The sequence below is a fragment of the Parvimonas sp. D9 genome (genome assembly GCF_035282565.1).
Classification (GTDB): domain Bacteria; phylum Bacillota; class Clostridia; order Tissierellales; family Peptoniphilaceae; genus Parvimonas; species Parvimonas micra.
Window position 1 is genome coordinate 16,684 of record NZ_JAYKBM010000005.1, and the last position, 17,415, is coordinate 34,098.

A 17,415-nucleotide genomic window follows, 5' to 3' on the forward strand; every position below is an offset into this window, starting at 1 on the left:
AATATGAAAATAATTTTATCACCTGCAAAGACAATTTCTAAAACTTGTGAGAGATTTTCTTCAGGACTTGATTTTTCTGATAAAACAAATGAAATTTTAAAGAATATTCCAGAAGTTTTGGTTTCAAAAGATTATTGCAAGGCTTTTTATATGTATGATGGAATGTGTTATAAAAATATAAAAAGAGAAGAGTTTGACAATTGCGATTTGGAGTATATAAAGGAGCATTTAATTATAATTTCTGCACTTTATGGAGTGCTTAAACCTTTTGATTTAATTAATCCATATAGACTTGATTTTCTTATGAAAACAAAAATGGGAAATTTATATAATTTTTGGAAAGATGATATTGCCAGTGATATTTTAAAAGATACAGACTTTATTGTTAATCTTGCAAGTGATGAATTTTCAAAAACAGTTAAAAAGTACATTTCAGAGAAGCAAATTTTGGATTTTGAATTTTTTGAAAAAGTTGATGGAAAGTTAAAAAAACATTCTACGATTTCAAAAAAAGCTAGGGGAATGATGCTTAACTTTATGACTAAAAATAAAATTAAATATATTGAAGATATAAAGAAATTTGATAAAGATGGATATGCGTTTATTGAAGAAATGTCTTTAGAAAATAAATTTGTATTTGTAAAAAATAGTTAGAAATATTATTATATGAGATCTCTCCGCTTCGTTTCGCGTCGCTCAACTTCGGTCGAGATGACATATTAGGGATTTGAAAAGAACGACAATACGATATTATTTTTTTGTTAAGCTTATCGAGTATAAATATGAAATATTTTTTTACTTTTAACGTCAAGCTATTAAATGAGGTTTTCTCTTTACACGTTATTTCGACCAAAGCGAAGTGTAGTGAATCTAGCCCTAACTTTGTTTGCTTGCAAATAAAAGTAGGTCTGCCAGAGCAATTGTATCATTAGATACTATTGCTCTGGAAATCTCATAAATAGATTATAAGTAAACAAAATTAGGATTAGATTGTCTTCGATTCGTTTAACTCCTATTTGGATTGCATACTAGGGATTAGATTTACAGAGTAATATTAAGTGAATATTTTTATTTTATAATTAGAACTTCAAAAGTGTAAAAACTTTTGGAGTTTTTTTATGGGTTTTAAAAATAATTTTTATAAAAATGTTTACCTAAATTTTAAAAATTTAAGAATAGTAATATAATAATAAGAAAAAATAATAAATAATTATAATATTTTTATTGATAAATATAGTATTTTTAATAAAATAAAAAAATAATTATCAATATTTTCTTGTTTTTAAAAAATTTTGTGAAATTCATTTGACAAATACGTTTTCTTTATGGTATCATTACTTTGCGTAGCAATTATTGTACTGCATTTACGCTTTTTAAGGTAAAATATGGTAAATTTTATTTTTTATATTACTTATAAATTAAATGATTGGAGTTAGATTTATGGCAAAGATTAAAAGAAGTATTATAATAGGATTTATAATTTTATATTTAGTTTTGATGTCAGGTCAAATGGAAAATTTAGTTACATTTTTAAATAAGGGAAAAATGTATTCATGGGGGATTGATTTTGTAAATGTAGTTAGAAAGTACGAGATAGCCCTTTATGTAATTATAATTTTTTCCAGTTTGTTTTTGAGAAATGTAAATTCAATAGAAAAAAACAGTGAAAAATTTAAGATGAAAAACCTGAAGAAATATATATTATCAGTAATTATTTCCTTAACTTTAATTATAGTATTTGGAATTGTCTTAACTAAACTTTTGTATTATTTTAAAATATCAGGTGATAGTTATGGTAAGACAGATTATTTTGCTTTTCAATATACTTATTTGAATTATGTATTTATTACTTTATTTTCAGCATATGCAGAGGAAATTATTTTTAGAGGATACTTTTTTGGAACTTTATATGATGTTTTTAAAGGAACGGATAAATATGTTAGATTTCTTACTGCAAGTTTAATTTCTGGAATAATATTTGGCATATTGCATGAGGGATTATTTGACTATAGAATAATTCAATATGTTTTTATGTCAATTGTTTTATCATATCAATATAAATATTGTAAAAATATTTATGTCGTAGGATTTACACATCATTGTGTAAATATTGTAGGAATGGGGATAAATATGTTTCTTTTGAATTAGAAGTTTATAATTAATTGTTTCTATTGATAGAGTTTAGAAAAATACAGTATATTTAAAAAATATTGTATAGGAGTGAGTTATGGGAAAAACGGATTTATTAAATAGTAAAAACATTAAAAAATGGATATTACCAATTATTTTATTAATTTCTTATAAATTTATATTTGATAAGATGATTTCTTATATTGTAATAAATAGGGCAGGTAATTTTTCTAAATCGATATTAATTGGTAATTTTATTGTTGCAATTATATTGTTTTTGTTAATTAAATTTATATTTAAAGGAAAATTAAATTCGATTGATAGTTCTGAAAAAATGGACTTAAAAAAATCTATTATTATTTCAATAGTTGTGTTATTTTTAACTATAGGAATTATATATGGGGTTATGTGGGTACAATCTTTTCTTTTTAGTCATATTAGCTTAAATAGTTCCAATGCAGATGCTATTACAAAAGAATTTAAATCTAATCCCTTACCAGTAGTTGGGCTTTCTTTTGTAACATCAACACTTGAGGAACTAGTTTATAGACAACTGTTGTTTGGATATTTGTATGATTTATTTTTAGGATGTAATAAATATATTAGATATATAACTTCAGCACTAATATCTGCAATTATATTTGGATCAATACATGACGGTTTCTTTCATCCTGCAATGCTTCAATACATAACTCATGGATTTATTTTATCTGGACTTTATTTATATACAAAAAGAATATCATCTCCAATAATCGTCCACGTTTTATTTAACTTACTTTTAGACCTTAGGAGATTTATAATTTATTTTTAATATTATGAAAAAAAAATAAAGGAGAAAACAATGCTAAATGCTAATATATTAAATGTAAAAAACTTTAAAAAGTGGATATTGCCTATTTTGATGTTTTTAGTTTACGAGTGTTATAGTAAAATATCTAACAAACTTTTTATAAAATATGGGACAAAGGATTTTGCATTTATACATTTTTTTGCTCATATTGTATTAATAATTTTCTTTATATGTTTAATTCATTTTGTATATAAGGATAAATTTAATTCAATAGATGATTCTAAAAAAATGAATTTACTAAAATCAGTACTGATTTCAGTAGTAGTATTTGTAATTAGTCTTTATCTTGATAAGATTATCTCGGTTATTGTGTATAATGTATTCGGAAATGTTAATAGCATTAATGATAATGCTATAAAAGCAGCAAAAGAAGTTAGTATTTATAGAAATTTTGATAGCGTATTTGTAGCTCCTATATTTGAAGAGATTGTGTTTAGGCAAATATTATTTGGATACTTATATGATTTACATTCAGGATGTAATAAATATATTAGATTTATTACTGCATCAATTGTATCTTCAATAGTATTTGGCTCAATACATAATGGGGTTTTCCATCCTTATATGCTATATTATGTTACTACCGGTATAATTTTATCCTGTTTATATGTTCATACTAAAAGATTATCATCACCTATTATTGTTCATATTTTACATAATCTTTTCTAATTTTTTAAATTATTGTAGAGAAATATAAATTAGGGTTTTAAGAACAAGGAGATAATTATGGAAAAAACAAATATATTAAATAAGCAAAACTTTAAAAAGTGGATATTACCTGCTTTAATGTTTATATTTTTTGAATTCATCTTTAGGCAAAGAATATCAAAAAAAATATTTTATGATGACTTATTAGTTTTTAATTTTTTTGATAATACTGTAGTTAATAAATATTTTTCATTGGGATTAAGTTGTTTTGTTGTTACTTGTATTATTTTATTACTTTCTAAGTTTATATTCAATGGAAAAATGAATTCTATAGATAGTTCAGAAAAAATGAATTTAAAAAAGTCTATAATTATTTCAATTTTATTTTTTGTATTTACTATGATATTAGTTTATACTACTAAGTATGTTGAATATTATATTTTTAATATATCTAACATAAGTTTAAATACTAAAAATATTCTTGCTATCGAAAAACTTAATTTTTCTGTGAGTATGTTTTCAAGCGTTTGTATATCTATTTTTGAAGAAATGGTGTATAGACGAATACTGTTTGGATATTTGTATGATTTACATTCGGGTTGTAATAAGTATATTAGGATAATAACATCTGTAATAGTATCATCTATAATCTTCGGTTCAATACATGATGGTGTTTTTGCTTATGCTATGGTTAGATATATTATATATGGAATATCTTTTTCAGCAGTATATTTATATACTAAGAGAATCAGTGCTTCTATAACAGTTCATGTTTTAATTAATATATTTTTAATAGTTAAAGATACATTTTTGTAATTTAATCAAAATAACTTTTTTTAGAAAAAATAATTCATATTAAAAAAATATTGCAAAGGAGGATATTTTGATAAATGTAAAAAACTTTAAAAAGTGGATTTTCCCTGCTTTAATGTTTATATTTTTTGAATTTATTTTTAGGCAGAAAATTTTAAATTCTTTATTTTTTGGAAAAATATTTATTTTTAAATTTTTTGAAAATCCAATTGTAAATAATTTCTTTGTTGGTGGGATTTGTTGTCTATTTGGAAACTGTATAATATTTTTGATTATAAAGTATGTATTTAATGGAAAATTAAATTCTATAGATAATTCAGAAAAAATGTACTTAAAAAAATCTATAATTATTTCAATATTAGTTTTTGTTTTTACTATGTTGATTATATATTTAGCTTCATACATTGAAAGTATTTTCAAACTTGAGGTTTATAGTTTGAATGCAAAAAATACTAGGGGTACTGAAAGACTTAATTTGTTTGTAAGTTTATTTTCAATAGCATCGGTAAATATATTTGAAGAAATGGTGTATAGACGAATACTGTTTGGATATTTGTATGATTTACATTCGGGTTGTAATAAATATATTAGGATAATAACATCTATGATAATATCATCGATAATTTTCGGCTCAACACATGATGGTGTATTTCATTTGGCTATGATTCAGTATATAATTTATGGAATATCTTTTTCAGCAATATACTTATATACTAAGAGAATCAGTTCAGCTATAACTGTTCATATTTTAGTTAATATATTTATAACAATTATGAGATTTTTCTAAATTAACATATAAAAAATTTATTTATAAAATAAAAATTTTAGGAGGAAGTTATGAGTGTTAAGACAAAAAATTTTATTGTATCATTCTTGATATCTTTGGTGTATTTTTTAGGGATTTTAAGATTTTCTACTTTGGCAAATAAATATTTAAAATCAGAATTTGTACTTAAAAACCTATCAAATATAAATATTATTTTACTTTTGATTTTTGGAGTTTTAGTATATTTATTTTGTAAAAAATTTCCAACAAATTCAATATCCAAAGGTAGTAAAAAGGAACCTTTATTAAAATCTATTTTGATTGGGGCATGTTCAGGGATAGTTTTACTAGTTGTAATTCAAATTGTATTTAAAATATTAGTATTTTTGGGTTATCCTTATGATATGACCGGAGAATTTATTAGAATTAAAAATCTGGTATCTAATAATAAAATTGCCTTAATCAATATGGTGTTTATTATTCCTTTTGTAACTGAAATTGTATATAGAAATGTAGTATTTGGCTACTTATATGATTTATATGAAGGTGGATACAAATTTGTTAGATTATTCACACCGGCTTGTTTATCAGGAATTTTGTTTGCACTTATAAATGTAAAACATGCGCTTCCTGTAGTAGTAGAAGCTGTAATTATATCCTTGACTTTTGGATATGTTTATTTAAAGACAAAAAGAATAGAAAGCGCGATAATTGGACATATTATATTTAGTACAGTTATTGTAATACTTTCATTTATTATAAAGACAAGTGTTTTATAAAATTGGAAATTTCACGAAAAAAGGCACCTATGTTTTAATTGCATAGGTGCTTTTGAAATTTATTTTAAATAATCATTTACTGCTTGAACAAAAAATTTAACTCCATTTATAAAGTATTTTTCATTAAGTCCAAATTTTACATTGTGGTGAGGATAAGCTACTCCGTCAACATAAAGAGGATTTTTTAAAAATACATAAGCTCCTTTTGTTTCTTCAAGATAGTAAGCAAAATCTTCACCTGCTAAAATCGGTTTTTCTAATACTTGTACATTTTCTTCGCCTAATGCATTTATTGCACTTTGTTTTGCAAAATCAACTATCTCTTTGTTATTTACGACCGGTGGTGGTCCATAAGAATATTCATATTCGGCTTTTGCTCTCATAGCAATTGCCATATTTGTTGATATTTCTCCAATTCTTTTTGCTATATATGCTCTTACTTCTTTTGAAACTGCTCTAACTGTTCCAATAATTTCTACTTCTTCAGGAATGATATTAAAAGCAGTTCCAGAATTTACCATACAAACAGAAATTACTGCAGTATCCACAGCATTTATTTCTCTGGAAACTATATCTTGAATAGCAGAAATAATATGATTTGAAGTAGTTACAGGGTCAATACCCATATAAGGATAAGCTCCATGAGTTCCTTTACCGATTACTTTAATAGTAAACTTATCCATACAAGCCATCATTGAGCCGTATTTAACACCTATTTTTCCTTCATCAAGTTCATCAGTGGTATTTCCGTTGTGTAATGCTAATATGAAGTCAACCCCTTCCAAAGCACCACCTTTAATCATATCAATAGCGCCTGATCCGGTTTCTTCACCGGGTTGCAATAAAAATTTTACAGTACCGTGAAGTCTGTCTTTCATTTGATTTAAAGTATAGATTGTTCCAAGCATCATTGCAGCATGGGCATCATGACCACAAGCATGCATATTTTTATTTGTTGATTTAAAAGGTAAATCCAAAAATTCAGGCATAGGCAGTCCGTCTGTATCAGCTCTTAGAGCAATACATTTTTCGCCATCTAGCTCGCCTCTAATTGTTACTAAAATTGAAGAGTTATTAGGAAAGTCTGTTCTGTACTCTACGCCAAATTCATCTAAAACTTTTTTCAAGTAAGCAGTAGTTAACGGTAAATCATTTCCTATTTCAGGAATTTTGTGCAAATCACGTCTCCAATTAATTACCTTTTGTTCTAAATTTTTAATATCTTTAATTAATTCCATAAGCACTCCTTTCTTTTAAGTTTTAATTTAGTATTATTTTGATTGTTTTTTATTATAATCAAAAACTCCGAAGATTGCAGTGGAAAACACCGCTATTGGAATCATTATATATACCGGGATTGCTTTTGATAATAACATAGCCATTACAACTACAAGTGCAAATGCACCGTATTTTAAATTTTTAGATGCAAACATTGCAAACATTGCACCAAAAATTGCAGATGAAACATATTTAAAAGCAGTCAAGACAACAGGTGGGAAAATGCTCATTAGAGCTGCACCTCCGATTGCTGCGATTGTTACCATAATTGTATTTGTAAAAATTGAACCTGCAATACCAAGTGTTGCAATAAGTTCCGCTTTTTTTGTTCCGGGTTCAACTCCTAAACTTTCCTGAGCAACTACCGCACAAGGTACCCTCATATTTCCTATATTACCGGATAAAAAAGACATATATGTTCCCGGTAATCCCAGGATTGGGAAATAACAAATTGGTTCAACTACAGAATAAATTGCAAACATTGAGGCAACATACATCCATCCTGTTAATATATTATTCCAACCGGGGAAGGCACCTTTTACAAGCCATAAATAAATAGCAGGGATAAAGCATAGAGGTATGGCAAGTAAATTAGTAAGACTACCATATCTTATAATTGGTTTGGTAAAAGATTTTTCATAATTATTCATATTACATACCTCCTAATTTTATATAAATAACAGTGGATAACATTCCCGCAAGCATTGCTATACCCAAAGTGTATTCTTTAAATTTTGGATATTTTTCTGAAATTTTTGTTAAAATTATCATAACTACAGCTGCACTAATCGCAGATACCATAAAAGGTCTTGTTTCAGTATTAAATCCTTTCATTAATTCGCTTCCAAAAAGATAGGCAAATGAACCGCACATTGCTGCGATACTGATTACTCCAAGTTTTTTTACATCTCCACCTGAAACTTTTTTTGTAACTCTATCTAATTGATGAGAGAAAAGTCCGGTAGTTAATAGCCAAGCACTTCCGTTTAGTGCCATTACCCAGGCTGCATTTGCAAAATGTACTAAGTTATATCCCTTTCCACCAAGTTCGACTCCCATAGCTTTTGCTGCCATACTTGATGCTGCAAGTTCTGCAGGTGCTGAACCGATTATTGCAAGACGCATCCAAGAAAGAGGACCTCCTATTACAGACATAAGTCCAAGCATTACTACAAAAACTCCAAGAGCGGGTCCTATTGAAGAAACAGCTCCGATTTTAAATGCTTTTTTTGCGTCGCTTTTTGATAAATCTACTAATTCAGCAGACTTAATAGCTTTTTTTGAAAATATGTACGCTTGAATTAAAACCAACAAGCCAACAGGTAAACATAAAATCCAAAAAATTGGACTGTTGGCGATTTTTAAATATTCCATTACAATTCCTCCTTAAATTTTATTGTATCTATATAATACATTAAAATTATTTCACTTCCTATGGAATATTTTATAAAAAAAGTAGTAATAATTTATAAAAAAATACAATCGATTTTTCGATTGTACTATTCTAATATATTCTTATTTAATTTTAAATATCTATAACCTAATTCCAGTAAAAATCTGGTATTATTATCATTTAGATCTTTATTTATGATTTCAGAAATTTTTTCAAATCTGTATTTTATCGTATTGTAATGTAAAAATTGTTTTTTGGAAGTTTGTTTTAAGCTCCAATTATTTTCAATTAAGCGATTTAAAGTTTCAAAATATGTCGTATCTTTTTCTTTGTCATATTTTAATATTTTCAAAATGTCATTTATAAAACTTGGGGTCTTTGATGAGTTTATAGTTGTACTTAAAATTTTAAAAAATTCTATATCATCATATTTAAAAATTCCATCATTTTCTTCCAGAAGTCTTCCTATTTTTATACAATCCAATGCTTCTTCATAGCTCTTATTTATATCCATAATATCTTTTTGAATATTTCCCATTCCAACAGTGAATGTAAAGTTAAAATCGGATTTTATGATTTTTTTTAATTTGCTTACTAAAAATTCTAACTCGTTTAATAATGTGTTATCAGATGAATTATGTTTTGTAATTAAAACTAGGCTATCACTCTTTTTGTAATACAAAATTTTACTTTTTAAAAGTTCAAAATTTTGTATTATTTTTTCAAACATTTTTCTTTTAATTTCTTCAAGTTTTATATTTTCTAAAGGTTTTTGAACTATACTATACTTATAGTTATCTATATCAAAAATTATTACAGAGCTGTATCCATCAATGTCTATATCAAAAAGTTTTGCTCTTATCAAAAGTTCTTCTTTTGATTGGATATTTCCACTCAAAATATCGCTGATAAAATCATTTAGGTAATTTTCTTTTAGTTTAACTATGGTGATTTCTTTTTCTATTTGGATTAAAGCAATTTCTAAAGCATAATCTATTATAGTCTTATCAAATTCTGACAATTCGATTTTTGGGATATTTAAAATTAATTTTCCAATTTCTTTATTTTTACTAAATATACTTTTAGAAAAATTATTTTCATTTTTTAAAAAAACTTTGTTGTAGTACTTTTTATCTAAAAAATAATCATAGAAGATATAATCAATATTCAAGGTTGAGAATAAATAATTAAAAGTAGTTTTTAAAGATTTATTTTCTACTACTATTCTTATAAAATTATTTCTAATTTCTTCAGTTTTTGTAAGATTATCAACTTTACTGTCTAAAATTTTAGCTAAGATAGGGGTGATTACTGAAGAAAATGGATAATAAATAGGAATATTTATTACAGGAAATTTTAATTCATTTGCGACTTTTAGCATTTCTTCGGGAATTTTACTAAAATATCTTTCAACCTTTATTCCCAAAGCACAACAGCCTAAGTTTTTTAATCTTTTTATATATGTTGCAATTTCTTTTTCATTTTGTTTAAAAAGGTATCCGGAACTTATTACAAACTCATTTCCACAGGCATAAGTTGCACCATCAGGAGCGTCAAGAACTGTAGTATGTAAAATTTCAATATCATCTATGGAAAAATTTGTTAAAAGTTCAAAATCTTTAAACATATCTAAAATTTCAGTTAATTTCATTTTTTACTCCTTTCTTAAAATTGTTTTCTAGTTATATTTTACCATAAAATTTTCAGATTTATATATAAAATATTTAAACTATTTTGTGTGAAATCTTGAAAAAGGTTGTATTTTTAATATAATATATATAGTAATGTGTTTGTTTATTATTGTTCTTTTATGGAGATATGATATTATGTTTTGGATTTGGTTTCTTGCGTTATTAAATGCGATTCTTGTAATTTTTTATGTGAAGATATCGAAAGACTTATCAATTATTCAAACTATCATAATTGAATTTGTATTGATGTTATTTATTACCAATTTTATTGATAATTATACATTGAAAAAGTCAATTTTTGTTTCACTGGCTTTTATGCTGTTATTTATTTTAATATATATTTTTTACTGTATTTATAAAAAAAATAATTTTTAAAAAATCTGTAATAAAGTAATGAAATATGAGAACAATTTTACCCAAAAACTTGAAAAAAATTCATTTTTGATATATAATTTTAGGTGAGTGAAAACTTAAAATAAAATAATTAAGGAGTGTGTTTTATGACTAAAATAGCTGTTATTGGAGCAGGCCCAGGAGGATATGAGGCTGCTATTAGAGCTGCACAAATGGGAGCAGAAGTTGTACTTATTGAAGCTGATAGACCAGGTGGTACTTGTTTAAATAGAGGATGTATCCCTACAAAAACACTTTGGAAAAATGCTGAAATTATGGAAAATATTCATAGAAAAGCAGAATTCGGTTTACTTATGGACGAATGTAAAATTGATCCAATAAGACTTAATGAAAGAAAATGCGAAGTTGTTGAAAAAATCGTAGGTGGGGTAGAATTTTTAATTGGTTCTTATCCTAATATTGAATACTTAAAAGGTTTTGGTTCTTTTGTTGATCCTCATAAAATTCATGTTAAATTAAATGATGGTTCAGAAAAAGATGTAACAGCTGATTACATAATCATTGCTACAGGTTCTAAACCAAGTGTTCCGCCAATTGCAGGAACTGATTTGCCTAATGTAATTACAAGTGATGAATTCTTAGATTTAAAAGAAATTCCTGAAGAACTTATAGTTGTTGGTGGTGGAGTTATCGGAATGGAATTTGCAAGTATTTATGCTCAATTCGGTTCAAAAGTAACTGTAATGACTAATGGTGTTTTACCTGCAACTGATGGAGAAATTCAAAAGAGAATTCCAAGTATTTTCAAAAGAGCGGGAATTAAAATTGTAAATAAAGTTCGTGCAAGTGAAATTACACAAGAAAACGGAAAATTAAAAGTTACAGCTAAGAGAGTTGACAAAGATAAAGTTGAAGAAGCTGAAGGTACAATGGTTCTTTTAGCAACAGGAAGAAAAGCTAATATCGATGGATTAGAAATCGAAAAAGCCGGAGTTGTTACTGAAAGAGGAGCTGTAGTTACTGATAAAGAATTTAAGACAAATGTTGACCATATTTATGCTATTGGTGACGTTGTTTATGGAAATGTTCAACTTGCTCACGTTGCAAGTGCACAAGCAATTCATGTTGTTGAAAAATTAATGGGAGAGCATCCTGAAATTAATTTGAATGTTGTTCCCGCTTGTACATTTACTTTACCGGAAGTTGCTCAAGTTGGTTTAACTGAAGAAGAAGTTATTGCTCAAAATATTCCTTATGTTAAGAGTAAATTTATGTTCAGCGGAAATGGTAAAGCTGTTTCATTAGGAGAAGCTGATGGATTTGTAAAAGTTCTTGCAACTGAAGACTTAAAGAGAATTTTAGGTATCCATATTATTGGACCTCATGCAAATGACTTAATTCATGAAGGAACAGTTGCTATGGCAAATGATATGGGAGTTGAGTCAATAGGCAAGATGATTCACGCTCACCCAACTCTATCAGAAGCATTTATGGAAGCTATTCACCAATTAGAAGGAAAATCAATCCATAGTGCACCTGCAAAATAATTATTTTGTTAGAATTTTAGGGAGCGTTAGCTCCCTTTTTTATTAAAGAGGTAAGAATGAATATTTTTGAACAAATTGCAAAAGAATTAAATATAAAAGTAGGTCAAGTTGAAAATACTGTAAAACTTATAGATGAGGGAAATACTATTCCTTTTATCGCAAGATATAGAAAAGAAGTTACAGGAAATTTAGATGATGAAATACTTAGAAATCTAGAACAAAAATTACAATATTTAAGAAATTTAGAGCAAAGAAAAGAAGATGTTATAAGATTAATTGACGAGCTTGGAGAGTTGACAGATGAATTAAAAAATGAAATTTTAAATGCTGAAACTCTTTCAAAAGTTGAGGATATATATCTTCCATTTAGACCTAAAAAGAGAACCAGAGCAACTATTGCAAAGGAAAAAGGATTAAAACCGCTTGCTGATTTGATTTTAGATAGAAAGCTTAAGGAAAATAATTTTGAACAAAAGGTTTCTGAATTCATAAGTGAAGAAAAAGAAGTTTTAACTATTGAAGATGCAATGGCAGGAGCTTTAGATATTATCGCAGAAATGATTTCTGAAGATAAAGATTTTAGAGATATTTTAAGAAAAGATGCTGAGAAAAACGGAGTTTTAGTATCTGAAAAAGGAAAAGAAGAAAATAATGTTTATGATATGTATTATGAATTTTCTGAAAAGATTTCTAAACTTCCAGCACATAGAATACTTGCTATAAATAGAGGAGAAAAGGAAAAAGCTCTAAAGGTTTCTATAAGGTTAAGTGACGAAAAAAATATTGGTGAAATTTTATTTTCACTATGTATGGATGATGAAAATTTCTGTCATAAATTCTTAAAAGAAGCTGTTATCGATAGTTATAATAGACTTTTATTTCCACAAATAGAAACTGAAATAAGAGCAAATTTGAAGGAAAAAGCAGATACTCAATCAATTGAAGTTTTTGGTAAAAATTTAAAACCTTATATTATGCAATCTCCAATTCTTGATAGAGTTGTTCTAGGAATTGACCCTGGTTATAGAACGGGTTGTAAGGTAGCTGTTATTTCAAAGACTGGATCAGTTTTAGACCATGTAAATATCTATCCTACAAAACCACAAGAAAAGATAAAGGAAAGTAAAGAGATTTTAGCAAAACTTATTAAAAAATATGATGTAAGTTTAATTGCAATTGGAAATGGAACTGCAAGCCGTGAAACTGAAAAAGTTGTTGTTGAATTGATAAATGAATTGAAAAAAGAAGACTTATTCTATTCAATAGTAAATGAAGCAGGAGCTTCAATTTATTCTGCTTCAAAACTAGGACAAGAAGAATTTCCGGATTTGGATGTAACAGTTAGAGGTGCAATATCAATAGCTAGACGTATTCAAGATCCGATGGCAGAGCTTGTAAAGATTGAACCAAAACATATTGGTATAGGACAATATCAACATGATGTAAACCAAAAACAATTGACAGAAACACTATCTGATGTTATTGAGGACTGTGTAAATAAGGTTGGGATTGATGTTAATACTGCTTCTTTCTCTTTGTTATCTTATATTTCAGGAATTACAAAAACTATGGCTAAAAATTTAGTTTCATATCGTGATGAAAATGGGGCCTTTAAAAATAGAGATGAAATAAAAAAAGTAAAGGGAATAGGTCCTAAAGCATATACTCAATCCGCGGGATTTTTGAGAATTAGAAATGGAGAAAATCCTCTTGACAATACTGCTGTTCACCCTGAAAGCTATGAAATTGCAGAAAAACTTTATGGAAAAGATTTAGATAAGATTAATATTTCAAAAATTTCAAAAGAATTAGAAGTTGGAGAATTAACTTTAAAGGATATAATTGAAGAGCTTAAAAGACCTGGTCGTGATATAAGAGAAGATATGCCAAAACCAATTTTAAGGTCTGATGTTCTTTCCATTGAAGATTTAGAGGTTGGAATGGAATTAAAGGGAACTGTAAGAAATGTTGTAGATTTTGGAGCCTTTATAGATATTGGAATTAAAAACGATGGATTGGTTCATATTTCTCAAATTTCGAATAAATTTATAAAACATCCTTCAGAAGTTTTAAAAGTTTCTGATGTAGTTAAGGTCAAAATTTTAGAAATTGACCTTGAAAAACAAAAAGTAAAATTGACAATGAAGTAAGAAATGCGTTTTGACGCATTTCTTTTTTTGATTAAAAATAATAAGGATATCAATACCAATCCTATATTAATTTTTTAAATAATTAGTGATTTTTTTATCATAAGATTTTTTATATTTTTATCAAGTTGTTAAATGTTTGAAAATCAACTAAAAAATTTTATAATAGAAAAAAATTATTAATATTGTCTATCTATAAGAAAAAAGTATTAGACTTATTCTTAATCCTATGATAATATAATATTGATTATATTTGTTTGCTAATTCGCAAAGTATTTTATCAAATATAAATATAAAAATTAAATAGGAGGTTTTGAATGGATATTCAAGAAAGTGTAAAACTTATCGATTCGTATTTAGATTTAAATCGTAAAGTTGTAGGTGTGAAGTTTTTTCACGATGAAGAAAGTTATGAAAATTTTGAAGTACCTGAAAGAGAAAGTAAAGTTACATATTGTAATGCTGTTAATTTAGCATCTAAAGGTTCAAACATAAAGGTAAGAAAGGTACATCAAGGGTGTCCAAACGGTGCGGTTGCTTTTGGATTTAATCAAGCGCCACCAAAGATGGCATCTGGAGAAGCAAGATTTAGTAAAAATATTTATAATGATGTTAAGACATCAAAGAGTGTTTCTGATGATATGATATTTTTAAAAGACAAGGTTTATGGTATAGCAATAATGCCTTTAGAAAATTTTAAAGTTGAACCTGATGTTGTTGTTATGATTGAAAAGGCATATAACATAATGAGAGTTGTTCACGGATATTCTTATTTTAATGGATATTCTCCGGAAATGAAAACTGTTGGATTACAAGCGGTTTGTCATGATCTTACAACTCTTCCTTATGAACATGGAACAATAAATATCACATTCTTATGCCCAGGAACAAGACTTATGGCAAACTGGCATCCTGATGAACTAGGAATCGGAATGGCTTGGAAACATTGGTACAATGTTATTCAAGGAATTGTTGAAACTACAAATCCTTTTGAACGTAATGGGAACAAGAGAAAAATAATTAAGAAGATGAAAAAGAATCATATGGATGATTCTGTAATCGAATTAAATAAGAATTATGATACAGGAACATATTTAGGCGGACCAATAGACAAATAAATTTAAAAATAGTTAGGAATTTCTTTTAATAAATTCCTAACTTAAATATTAGTAAAGGAGAATTATATGAATCTTTTAAAAAAATTACCTATTCCAATTGCAGGTTTGATTTTATCAATGTTTGCGCTTGGAAATCTGTTACAATCTTATAGTAATGTTGTAAGATTATGTATAGGTGGAGTAGCACTTATCTTATATATTATTTTTGTTTTAAAAATTGTTGTGCTAAATTCTAAATTAAAAACCGTTTTGGATAATCCGGTTGCTGCTAGTGTTCTTTTAACAATTACAATGGCTACTATTTTGATTAGTAGCTATGCAAAGCCATATTCATCAGTTTTAGCTGTAGTAGTTTGGCTTGTTGGTGTTATATTACATACTTTGCTAATGATTTGGTTTAGCTTGAAATTTTTACCTAATTTTTCAATTAAGAAAGTATTTCCATCCTGGTATATTGTTTATGTAGGAATTGCAACAGCAAGTGTTACTGCAGGAGCTGCTGGGCAATTGAAGTTGGGACAGATTTGTTTTTGGTTTGCTTTAATTTCTTATTTCATTTTGATACCTGTTGTTTGTTATAGAGTATTTAAAGTAAAAGAAATACCGGAACCTGCAAAACCTACATTTGCGATTTTATCTGCACCGGGTTCTCTTGTATTAGCAGGATATTTAAACACATTTCCTCAAAAAAACATTACATTTGCAACAGTTTTATTTGTAATTTCAGTTTTATTTTATATTATAGTTTTATTGAATATGCCAAATCTATTGAAATTAAAATTTTCTCCCGGATTTTCGGGCTTTACATTCCCACTTGTAATAAGTGCAATTTCAAGTAAATTATTTAGTGGATATGTAACAAAATTATATGGAGCAAATTCGGTTTTAAAATTATTTGTAAATTTCCAAGAAATAGTAGCAACTTTAATTGTACTATATGTTTTTGTTGGATATATGAAATTTTTATTTGAAAAGGAGAACTAAAAATTTTTTAAAAATTACTTGACTATTTTATTTGTTTATGGTAGAATGTTCAAGTAATATGATGAATGAAGTAGAGTACTCGCTCTCACCTAGTTACTATTTTGTTTCAGGTTTATGTTAATAATTTAAGTTTTGTAATTATTATGGCGAGTTTTTACTCGCCGTTTTTTATGGAGGTGTTATTATAAAAGAGCTTTTAATTAATGAAGAGATTAGAGCAAAAGATGTTAGATTAATTGATGCAGAAGGTAATCAAATTGGAGTTGTTCCAATTTCTAGAGCATTGGAAATGGCAAATGAAAAGAAATTGGATCTTGTAAATATTTCTCCTAATGCTAATCCACCTGTTTGCAAAATTTTAGATTATGGGAAATATAGATATGATTCTTTAAAGAAAGAAAAAGAATCAAGAAAAAAACAAAAAGTCATAAATGTTAAAGAAATTAGACTTACTCCGAGTATTGATAAACACGATATAGAAGTTAAGGCAAAACATGCAAATAATTTTTTGAAAGCCGGAGATAAGGTAAAAGTTTCTGTAAGATTTAGAGGTAGAGAATTGGGACATACTGATATAGGTAAAGTTGTTTTAGATAAATTTAAAGAGCTTACCCAAGAGTTTGGAAATGTAGAAAAAGATTCCGTAATGGAAGGTAGAAATATGACAATGTTTTTATCACCAAAACAAGATTAATAGGAGGTTTTAGGTATGGCTAAAATGAAAACACATAGAGCATCAGCTAAGAGATTTAAAAGAACTGGTACTGGGAAAATTAAAAGATTTAAGGCGTATAAAAGCCATTTAACAAGTAAAAAATCACCAAAGAGAATTAGAAACTTAAGAAAATCAACAGTTATCAGCAGTGGAGATCAAAAAAGAATCAATCATATGATTCCTTAATTATGGAGGTAAAGAG

At 26.9% G+C, this 17,415-nt stretch carries 17 protein-coding genes; 13 read left to right on the forward strand and 4 right to left on the reverse strand.

What is annotated here, in order from left to right; genetic code table 11:
- Positions 1-3 precede the first annotated feature (3 nt).
- The 7 genes from VJI94_RS05655 (at position 4) to VJI94_RS05685 (ending at position 5,986) form a co-directional block, all read left to right on the forward strand.
- Positions 4-654 carry a peroxide stress protein YaaA gene (locus tag VJI94_RS05655; protein WP_324008664.1) on the forward strand — a complete coding sequence of 217 codons (651 nt, stop codon included), beginning with the start codon at positions 4-6 and terminating at the stop codon, positions 652-654.
- Between the two features lie 786 nt (positions 655-1,440).
- Positions 1,441-2,148 carry a CPBP family intramembrane glutamic endopeptidase gene (locus VJI94_RS05660; RefSeq protein WP_324008665.1) on the forward strand — a complete coding sequence of 236 codons (708 nt, stop codon included), beginning with the start codon at positions 1,441-1,443 and terminating at the stop codon, positions 2,146-2,148.
- 79 nt (positions 2,149-2,227) lie between these two features.
- Positions 2,228-2,941 (forward strand): type II CAAX endopeptidase family protein, encoded by a 714-nt coding sequence (locus VJI94_RS05665; protein ID WP_324008666.1) that lies wholly within the window; start codon positions 2,228-2,230, stop codon positions 2,939-2,941.
- Between the two features lie 30 nt (positions 2,942-2,971).
- The gene (locus VJI94_RS05670) at positions 2,972-3,649 is read left to right on the forward strand and encodes a type II CAAX endopeptidase family protein (protein ID WP_324008667.1); all 678 of its coding nucleotides are present in this window, start codon (positions 2,972-2,974) and stop codon (positions 3,647-3,649) included.
- Between the two features lie 72 nt (positions 3,650-3,721).
- A complete protein-coding gene (locus VJI94_RS05675) occupies positions 3,722-4,444 on the forward strand; it encodes a CPBP family intramembrane glutamic endopeptidase (protein WP_324008729.1) in 723 nt (240 codons plus the stop codon).
- A 67-nt stretch (positions 4,445-4,511) separates the two neighbouring features.
- Positions 4,512-5,228: a CPBP family intramembrane glutamic endopeptidase gene (locus tag VJI94_RS05680; protein ID WP_324008668.1), complete on the forward strand. Its 717-nt coding sequence runs from the start codon at positions 4,512-4,514 to the stop codon at positions 5,226-5,228.
- A gap of 50 nt (positions 5,229-5,278) precedes the next feature.
- Positions 5,279-5,986 (forward strand): CPBP family intramembrane glutamic endopeptidase, encoded by a 708-nt coding sequence (locus VJI94_RS05685; protein WP_324008669.1) that lies wholly within the window; start codon positions 5,279-5,281, stop codon positions 5,984-5,986.
- A 59-nt stretch (positions 5,987-6,045) separates the two neighbouring features.
- On the opposite strand, the gene VJI94_RS05690 is transcribed toward VJI94_RS05685, so the two are convergent.
- The 4 genes from VJI94_RS05690 to VJI94_RS05705 all read right to left on the reverse strand — a co-directional run bounded on the left by VJI94_RS05690 (position 6,046) and on the right by VJI94_RS05705 (position 10,308).
- Complete coding sequence (locus VJI94_RS05690; protein WP_324008670.1) at positions 6,046-7,224, reverse strand: M20 family metallopeptidase; 1,179 nt, start codon at positions 7,222-7,224, stop codon at positions 6,046-6,048.
- Between the two features lie 33 nt (positions 7,225-7,257).
- Entirely contained in the window at positions 7,258-7,914 is a 657-nt protein-coding gene (locus tag VJI94_RS05695; RefSeq protein WP_269720971.1) for a hypothetical protein, read from the reverse strand.
- 1 nt (position 7,915) lies between these two features.
- Positions 7,916-8,638 carry a DUF5058 family protein gene (locus VJI94_RS05700; protein WP_324008671.1) on the reverse strand — a complete coding sequence of 241 codons (723 nt, stop codon included), beginning with the start codon at positions 8,636-8,638 and terminating at the stop codon, positions 7,916-7,918.
- A gap of 125 nt (positions 8,639-8,763) precedes the next feature.
- Positions 8,764-10,308 (reverse strand): PucR family transcriptional regulator, encoded by a 1,545-nt coding sequence (locus VJI94_RS05705; protein WP_041953615.1) that lies wholly within the window; start codon positions 10,306-10,308, stop codon positions 8,764-8,766.
- Between the two features lie 540 nt (positions 10,309-10,848).
- On the opposite strand from VJI94_RS05705, the gene lpdA reads away from it, so the two are divergent.
- From lpdA to rpmI, 6 genes are all read left to right on the forward strand, one after another.
- Positions 10,849-12,249, forward strand: coding sequence for a dihydrolipoyl dehydrogenase (gene lpdA, locus VJI94_RS05710; protein WP_041953617.1), 1,401 nt, complete (start codon positions 10,849-10,851; stop codon positions 12,247-12,249).
- Between the two features lie 56 nt (positions 12,250-12,305).
- Positions 12,306-14,399, forward strand: a complete 2,094-nt coding sequence (locus tag VJI94_RS05715; protein ID WP_324008672.1) for a Tex family protein — start codon at positions 12,306-12,308, stop codon at positions 14,397-14,399.
- Between the two features lie 314 nt (positions 14,400-14,713).
- Complete coding sequence (locus VJI94_RS05720) at positions 14,714-15,514, forward strand: DUF169 domain-containing protein (protein WP_029949518.1); 801 nt, start codon at positions 14,714-14,716, stop codon at positions 15,512-15,514.
- Positions 15,515-15,580: 66 nt separating this feature from the next.
- Positions 15,581-16,498: a TDT family transporter gene (locus VJI94_RS05725; protein WP_324008673.1), complete on the forward strand. Its 918-nt coding sequence runs from the start codon at positions 15,581-15,583 to the stop codon at positions 16,496-16,498.
- 235 nt (positions 16,499-16,733) lie between these two features.
- Complete coding sequence (infC, locus tag VJI94_RS05730; RefSeq protein WP_407073062.1) at positions 16,734-17,192, forward strand: translation initiation factor IF-3; 459 nt, start codon at positions 16,734-16,736, stop codon at positions 17,190-17,192.
- Between the two features lie 15 nt (positions 17,193-17,207).
- Entirely contained in the window at positions 17,208-17,399 is a 192-nt protein-coding gene (gene rpmI / locus VJI94_RS05735; protein ID WP_004832272.1) for a 50S ribosomal protein L35, read from the forward strand.
- The last annotated feature ends 16 nt before the right edge of the window (positions 17,400-17,415 follow it).

What these genes read in the sequence shown, in the direction of transcription:
- VJI94_RS05690 (WP_324008670.1), bottom strand. Translation starts at nt 7,224, where the DNA reads ATGGAATTAATTAAAGATATTAAAAATTTAGAACAAAAGGTAATTAAT.
- VJI94_RS05700 (WP_324008671.1), bottom strand. Translation starts at nt 8,638, where the DNA reads ATGGAATATTTAAAAATCGCCAACAGTCCAATTTTTTGGATTTTATGT.
- VJI94_RS05695 (WP_269720971.1), bottom strand. Translation starts at nt 7,914, where the DNA reads ATGAATAATTATGAAAAATCTTTTACCAAACCAATTATAAGATATGGT.
- rpmI (WP_004832272.1), top strand. Translation starts at nt 17,208, where the DNA reads ATGGCTAAAATGAAAACACATAGAGCATCAGCTAAGAGATTTAAAAGA.
- VJI94_RS05725 (WP_324008673.1), top strand. Translation starts at nt 15,581, where the DNA reads ATGAATCTTTTAAAAAAATTACCTATTCCAATTGCAGGTTTGATTTTA.
- VJI94_RS05685 (WP_324008669.1), top strand. Translation starts at nt 5,279, where the DNA reads ATGAGTGTTAAGACAAAAAATTTTATTGTATCATTCTTGATATCTTTG.
- VJI94_RS05660 (WP_324008665.1), top strand. Translation starts at nt 1,441, where the DNA reads ATGGCAAAGATTAAAAGAAGTATTATAATAGGATTTATAATTTTATAT.
- VJI94_RS05665 (WP_324008666.1), top strand. Translation starts at nt 2,228, where the DNA reads ATGGGAAAAACGGATTTATTAAATAGTAAAAACATTAAAAAATGGATA.
- VJI94_RS05715 (WP_324008672.1), top strand. Translation starts at nt 12,306, where the DNA reads ATGAATATTTTTGAACAAATTGCAAAAGAATTAAATATAAAAGTAGGT.
- VJI94_RS05720 (WP_029949518.1), top strand. Translation starts at nt 14,714, where the DNA reads ATGGATATTCAAGAAAGTGTAAAACTTATCGATTCGTATTTAGATTTA.
- lpdA (WP_041953617.1), top strand. Translation starts at nt 10,849, where the DNA reads ATGACTAAAATAGCTGTTATTGGAGCAGGCCCAGGAGGATATGAGGCT.
- VJI94_RS05705 (WP_041953615.1), bottom strand. Translation starts at nt 10,308, where the DNA reads ATGAAATTAACTGAAATTTTAGATATGTTTAAAGATTTTGAACTTTTA.
- VJI94_RS05655 (WP_324008664.1), top strand. Translation starts at nt 4, where the DNA reads ATGAAAATAATTTTATCACCTGCAAAGACAATTTCTAAAACTTGTGAG.
- VJI94_RS05670 (WP_324008667.1), top strand. Translation starts at nt 2,972, where the DNA reads ATGCTAAATGCTAATATATTAAATGTAAAAAACTTTAAAAAGTGGATA.